This is a genomic window from Bradyrhizobium sp. MI1.4 (assembly GCF_055811315.1).
The window spans coordinates 113534-120044 of the sequence record NZ_JBVVPP010000003.1 but is presented as its reverse complement, the minus strand read 5'-3'; the positions used below and the strand labels follow the sequence as shown (position 1 = coordinate 120044).

Sequence of the window (6511 nt, the reverse complement as noted above, 5' to 3'; positions counted from 1 at the left end):
CCCACCCGTAAAAAAAATCAACTAACCGCGCTCTTGGGCTCGCGCGCGGGGGTTAAGGCGGGTGTGCGGCGGGCCCCCCGTAAAAAAAAAGGGGGGGGGGCGGGGGGGGGCCCCCCCCCCCCCTCGGGTTCGCTTTATCGGTGGCCTCAGGTCGGCCGCAGCGCCTTGGCGTTGAGGTCGAGGTCGTTGACCTGCTTGTTCCGCTCGGAATCGGCCGCCGCGCGATGGTCGGTCGCCAGCACCACGTAGACCGCCGGCAACACGAACAGCGTGAACAACGTGCCGATCGACATGCCGGCCACGACCACCAGACCGATCGAGAAGCGGCTGGCGGCCCCTGCGCCGGTCGCGGTCAGGAGCGGGATCAGGCCCGTCACCATCGCGGCCGTGGTCATGAGGATCGGCCGCAGACGAATACGGGCCGACATTTCGATGGCGGAGCGGCGATCGAGCCGCTCGTTGATCTGGAGCTCGTTGGCGAACTCCACCATCAGGATGCCGTGCTTGGTGATCAGGCCCACCAAGGTCAGCAGGCCGACCTGGGTGTAGATGTTCATGGTCGCCACGCCGAAGAACAGCGGGATCAGTGCGCCAACGATCGCCATTGGCACCGAGATCATGATGACCAGCGGATCGCGCAAGCTCTCGAACTGCGCCGCCAGCACCAGGAAGATGATGATCAGCGCGAAGCCGAAGGTGATCGCGAGCTGGTTGCCTTCCTGCACATACTGTCTGCTGTCAGCCAGATAAGCATGGCTGAAGCCTTGCGGCAGGTTTTTGGCCTCGCTCTCGAGGAAGTCGACCGCCGCACCGACGGTCACGCCGGGCATCGGCACGGCCGAGAAGGTCGCTGAATTGAGCTGATTGTAATGTGTCAGCGAATTCGGCTCGGTCTTGGTCTCGATCGACACAACCGTCGAGAGCGGAAGCTGCTGGCCGGTATTGGTGGTCACGTAGTAGCCGGCGAGCGATTCCGGCGAGAGCCGCTGGCCGCGCGGCACCTGCGGGATAACTTGATAGGAACGGCCCTCGAGGTTGAAGCGGTTGATGTAGTTGCCGCCGAGCAGCACCGCGAGCGTGCTGCCGAGGTTCTGCATGTTGACGCCGAGATCCTGCGCCTTGGTGCGGTTGATCGTCACCTTCACGTTCGGCTGGTTGTAGGCAAGATCACTGTCGGAGACGATGAACATTCCGCTCTTGCGGGCGGCGGCCTTCAGCTTCTCCATCTGTTCGTAGACAGTCTGGAAGCTGGCGGTGGAGTTGATCACCATCTGCACCGGGAGGCCGCCCGGACCGCCCGGCAGCGGCGGCAGGTTGAAAGCGAACGCCTGCACGCCCTCGATCTTGGAAAGCTCGGCCTGCACCAGGGACTTCAGCTGGATCGACGAGCGCTTGCGCTCCTCCCAGGGCTTGAGCAGCATGCCGGCGATACCGCCCTGCGGGCCGTTGATGCCGTTCAGCACGAAGCGCAGATCGGTCTCGGGGAATTTCTGGAATTCCTTGTCGAGCTTCTCGCCGTAAAAATCGACGTAGTCGATATTGGCGTATTTCGGCGCCTTGGTCACCGCGAACACGATACCCTGGTCTTCCTCAGGCGCCAGCTCCTTCGACGTGTGCATGTAAAGGAAGCCGACGAGCCCGAGGATGGTCACCGCAAACAGGCCGGTGATGGCCTTGTAGTCGAGCGAGCGGTCGAGCCTGCGCCCGTACCACCGCGTCAGCGCGCCAAACACCTTGTTGACGAACTTGGCGAAGCGCCCCTCTTCCGTGTTCTTCAGCAGCACCGAGCACATCATCGGCGAGAGCGTCAGCGCGATCACGCCGGACACGATCACCGAGCCCGCAAGTGTGAAGGCGAATTCGCGGAACAGCGAGCCGGTCAGACCGCCGAGGAAACCGATCGGCGCGTACACGGCTGCGAGCGTGATGGTCATCGAGACGACGGGACCCACGATTTCGCGCGCGCCTTCCAGCGACGCCTGGACCGGCGTTTTCCCTTCCTCCAGATGACGATGGATGTTTTCCACCACGACGATGGCGTCGTCGACCACGAGGCCGATCGCCAGCACCATCGCGAGCAGGGTCAACAGGTTGAAGCTGAAGCCCAGCGCCAGCATCAGCGTGCAGACGCCGATCATCGACAACGGGATGGTGACAACGGGAATGATGACCGAACGGAACGACGCCAGGAACAGGAAGATCACCACGATCACGATGATCACGGCTTCACCCAGTGTCTTCTCGACCTCGTCGATCGAGGATTGGATGAACTTGGTCGAATCGTAGGCGACCTTCATCTTCATCGACGGTGGCAGATTGCGCTCCAGCTCGGGGAATAGCGCCCGCACGCCCTTGACCAGCGTCAGCGGGTTGCCCTGCGGCGTCGCCTGCACACCGATGAAGATGGCGTGCTCGCCGTTGAAGGCGACGCTCGCGTCCGTGCTTTGGGCCGCAAGTTCGACGGTGGCGATGTCCTCCATCCGCACGAAGCCGCCGTCCTTGGCCTTGACGATCATCTTCTTGAACTGGTTGACGTCGGTCAGGCCCGTATTCGTCGATACGTTCGAGACGATGAGATAACCCTTGGTCTGCCCCGCCGCTGACTGGAAGTTGTTGGCAGTGATCGCGGTCGCGACATCCGCAGGCGACACGTTGCGGCCGGCCATCTTGAGAGGATCAAGCCACAGCCGCATCGCAAAGGTCTGGCCGCCGAGAATGTCGGCGGAGGCGACGCCGTCGACGGTCGACAGCACCGGTTGCACAACGCGCGTCAGGTAGTCGGAGATCGCCGAGCCCGACAGCTCTTCGGACGAGAATCCGAGATACATCACGGCCGTGGTCTGGCCCGTGGTCTTGGTGACGATGGGATCGTTGGATTCCTTCGGAATCAGGTATTTGACCGAGTTCGTCTTGGCCAGAACCTCGGTCAGCGCCTGGTTCGGATCGAAGTTCAGCTTGATGTAGACCTGGATCGTCGAGGTGCCGAGCACCGAGGACGAGGTGATGTAATCGACACCTTCGGCGGAGGCGACCGCCTGCTCGATCGGCGTGGTGATGAAGCCCTGGATCAGGTCCGCGGACGCGCCCGGATAGACGGTCGTGATGTTGATGACCGTGTTCGACAGCTTCGGATATTGCCGGATCGGCAGCGTCGTCGCCGCGCGCAGGCCGATCAGCAGGATCAGCAGGCTGACGACGACCGACAGGACCGGGCGTTTGATGAAAATATCAGTAAAGCGCATCGCGGCGATCTCGATTTCTTTGACTTGCAAAGCGCGTGACCCGGCCGTGCCGGATCATGCTGCAACGTGTACGATGTCAGTAGCGCGGCGGCTGCGCCGGGATCTGCGGAGCCGGGTCGGTCGAAATCGACACCGCCGCGCCCGATTGCAGCTTGAGCTGGCCGACGGCGACGACCTTGTCGCCCGGCTTCACGCCCTTGACGATTTCGACGCGGCCTTCGACCCGGTTGCCGGTCTGCACGAAAGTGCGCACCGCGCTCAGGCTGGTCTTGCCGTCGGCTTCCTTCTTCTCGGTGATCACGAACACCGAGTCGCCGTACAGCGTGTAGTCGACCGCCGTCTCCGGCACGGTGACTACGGCCGGCTTGTCCGGCAGCACCACCGTGGTGGTCACGAACATGCCGGGCTTCAGGATCTTCTCCGGATTAGCGATGGTCGCCTGCACGCGGATGTTACGGGTGTCGGTCGAGATCTGCGGCTCGATCGTGGTGATTTTGGCGTCGAAGGTGCGGCCGGGATAGGCGTCGACCTTCAGCCGGACCGGTTGACCGACCTTGAGGCTGCCCGAGTCCTTTTCCGTCACCGTGAAGTTGGCCCACAGCTCCGACAGATCCGTCAGCGAAACGATGGCCGTGCCGGCGGTCAGATACTGGCCGACCTCGACCTTGCGGACGCCGAGATCGCCGGAAAACGGCGCGCGGACCAGCTTCTGCGAGATCAACGCTTCGGTCTTGGCGATACCCGCCTGCGCCTGATCGTACGCGGCCTGCGCGGTGTCGACCGTTGCCTGCGGCCCGAACTGGCGCGACGCCAGTTGCTTGGCGCGATCGAGCGACAGCTGTGCGACGGTGGCCTGCGCCTTGTAATTGGCGAGGTCGCCCTGCTCCGGCGCGTCGAACATCTGCACGAGCGGTGTGCCGGCCTCGACATGCGTGCCCGGCTCGAACTTGATCTCGGTGACACGGCCGTTGACGTCGGCGCTGACGTCGACCTGGTGCACGGCGGCGAGACCACCGACGGCGGTCAACAGGTTCGGCACCACCTCGGACTTCGCCTCGGCGGCGCTGACCGCGACCGGCGGCGGCTTGTTGTTGGCGAAGAACTGCTTGATCATCTGGCCGCGGAAATAATTGAACCAGACGAGGCCACCGACGAGCACGGCCAGGAGCGTGCCGACGACGATGAACCAGAGCACCGGCCGGACCGGACGCTTGGGAGCCTTGTTGTCGATCGGTTCGCCCGAAATCTTGTGTTCGGTCACGATGTTCATGTCATGCACTTTCTGCAATCGCCGTCTTGCCCGCACAACTGGCCTGATCGCGGCCCAAATGCGAAACAATTGCGGCGTCGTTAAGTCCGATACCCCTCAGGAGAAACTCACAGAGCTGCCGCTCGAGGTCGTTCGCCTTGCCGTAAGCGAGACACGGCGTGGCCGGCAGCCTGGTCAGCGCAGCCGTCATCACGGTGTGATGCGCAAACCAGAACAGGTTGAGCGGTTCGCCGTTGTATGGCCGCGCGTCCCCCGCGGCAACCGCACGCTCGAGCGAGGCGACGAAGGCCGCCCCGATCAGCGCCTCGATCTTGGCATATAGCAACCGGGCAAATTCGCCATCCTCCAAATGACTCGTGGTCATCAGTCGCAGGCGCTGGGCCTCTTCCTGGTCGGGGCCATCGGCGATGTGCATGAAATGCCCGACCATGCCGCGGATCACTTCGACCAACGTAGCGGTCGACGGCTCACGTTCGAGCAGCTCCATGAGCGCCGGGTCCGCCTCGCATTCATCGCTGAGAATTTCGGCGTAAAGCGCGGCCTTGGACGGGAAATGCTTGAACAGCAGCGCTTCGGAAATGGCAGCGGCGGCCGCCACGCTCTTGGTCGTGGTGCCGGTATAGCCGTGTCGGGCAAAGCAACGCTTTGCGGCGCCGAGGATCAATTGACGCCTCAGGTCGCTCGTCATACGCAATGAGCTCATGCTAGTGAGTAAGCACTCACCCACGCAAAAGTCAAGCCGAATGGTGCGATGCAACCTACAAGAATCGTCTCTTAGAGGTATCCCAAGTTCTAAATCGGGCGGAAGCCGAGGTCGCCGCGGATCCGGTTGAGAATGTAAGTCCCATCCCGGCTGGGCAAAATGCGCTCCAGATTGGCGCTGTCGATCTTCACATTGGCAAAGCGCGGCCCGGCCGTGACGTCGTGGACGGATTTGGCGAAGGCCTCGACCTCGGCCATGGTCGTCACAGACCGGCTGTCTCCGATGCCGCAGGCTCTGGCGATGCCGACGAGGTCGGCGGCCACGGAAGTGTGGCTGGTCTGACCGCCGGTCTCACCATAGGCCTCGTTGTCGAGCACCGCGATCGAGAGATTGGACGGCTTTTGCAGACCGATAGTGGCAAGGCTGCCCATGCCCATCAGCATCTCGCCGTCGCCGGTGATGACCAGCACCGGCAATTTTGGCTGCGCCAGAGCGAGGCCCAACCCGATCATCGCCGCCCCGCCCATGCCGCCCCAGAGGTAGAAATTGCGCGCATGATCGCCGGCCGCGCACATGTCGTTGGTGGAGGCGCCGAGGCCGCCGATCGCAACCACGTCCTTGCGGTCCGCGAGAAGCGTGGACACCACCTGACGGCGGTCGAGGAGATTGGCCTTGCTCATTTGGTGAAAACCTTGGCGCCGATCAGGCGCTGCGACAGCAGGACGGCGGTGGGTGTGAGCGCGTTATAGGCCTGCGCGGCCGCCGCCTCTAACACGGCCGGCACCTCGGCTGCGTTAGACGCCCGCAGCACCTTGACACCCGAGAGCTCGAACACGCCCTGCGTGGTCGATCCCATCGGCACCTGCCATGGATTGAACTCGCCCCACTCGCCACGCATCGTCACCAGCGTGAGGAAGGGAAAGCGCAGGATCGGGATCAGCGAGAGCATGTTAATGCAATTGCCGACCCCGCTCGACTGCATCAACAGCACGCCGCGCTGGCCCCCCGTCCAGGCGCCGGCGAGAAGCGCCACGCCCTCCTCCTCCGTCGTGAGCGGAATGCCGCGCATCGTGGACGATGCCAGCACGCGCTGGATCAGCTTTGAATGGCCGGCGTCGGGCACGTAGGGCACCTGCCGAACGTCGAAGCGTTGCAAGGTCGCGAAAATATCGTCGGGCCAATGAGTGCTGGACTCGGCGGCCGTGTCGGCAGCGTCAGCGCGGGCGTGCATTTTCCTGTCCGGTCGGCTTGCAAATCGCGGCTCGACTGTAGACGGTGAACCGAGCCGCTCAAAAG

5 protein-coding genes are annotated in these 6511 nt (G+C 63.3%); all 5 read right to left on the bottom strand.

The features are described from left to right. Positions 1 to 146: 146 nt before the first annotated feature. A complete protein-coding gene (locus AC0L23_RS04820; RefSeq protein WP_026233289.1) occupies positions 147 to 3242 on the bottom strand; it encodes a MexW/MexI family multidrug efflux RND transporter permease subunit in 3096 nt (1031 codons plus the stop codon). A gap of 76 nt (positions 3243 to 3318) precedes the next feature. Then, positions 3319 to 4512, bottom strand: a complete 1194-nt coding sequence (locus AC0L23_RS04815; RefSeq protein ID WP_018457051.1) for an efflux RND transporter periplasmic adaptor subunit — start codon at positions 4510 to 4512, stop codon at positions 3319 to 3321. Position 4513: 1 nt separating this feature from the next. Beyond that, positions 4514 to 5215, bottom strand: coding sequence for a TetR/AcrR family transcriptional regulator (locus AC0L23_RS04810; protein ID WP_085352143.1), 702 nt, complete (start codon positions 5213 to 5215; stop codon positions 4514 to 4516). An 89-nt stretch (positions 5216 to 5304) separates the two neighbouring features. After that, positions 5305 to 5895, bottom strand: coding sequence for a thiamine pyrophosphate-dependent enzyme (locus AC0L23_RS04805; protein WP_085362286.1), 591 nt, complete (start codon positions 5893 to 5895; stop codon positions 5305 to 5307). Continuing rightward, on the bottom strand, positions 5892 to 6446 hold the full coding sequence (locus AC0L23_RS04800; protein ID WP_018457054.1) for a sulfopyruvate decarboxylase: 555 nt from the start codon (positions 6444 to 6446) through the stop codon (positions 5892 to 5894). Before AC0L23_RS04800 ends, AC0L23_RS04805 begins: the two co-directional genes overlap by 4 nt. Between the last annotated feature and the right edge of the window lie 65 nt (positions 6447 to 6511).

Excerpts from the sequence above, each read along its gene's own strand:
- AC0L23_RS04820 (WP_026233289.1), bottom strand. The coding sequence starts at position 3,242 with ATGCGCTTTACTGATATTTTCATCAAACGCCCGGTCCTGTCGGTCGTC.
- AC0L23_RS04800 (WP_018457054.1), bottom strand. The coding sequence starts at position 6,446 with ATGCACGCCCGCGCTGACGCTGCCGACACGGCCGCCGAGTCCAGCACT.
- AC0L23_RS04805 (WP_085362286.1), bottom strand. The coding sequence starts at position 5,895 with ATGAGCAAGGCCAATCTCCTCGACCGCCGTCAGGTGGTGTCCACGCTT.
- AC0L23_RS04815 (WP_018457051.1), bottom strand. The coding sequence starts at position 4,512 with ATGAACATCGTGACCGAACACAAGATTTCGGGCGAACCGATCGACAAC.
- AC0L23_RS04810 (WP_085352143.1), bottom strand. The coding sequence starts at position 5,215 with ATGAGCTCATTGCGTATGACGAGCGACCTGAGGCGTCAATTGATCCTC.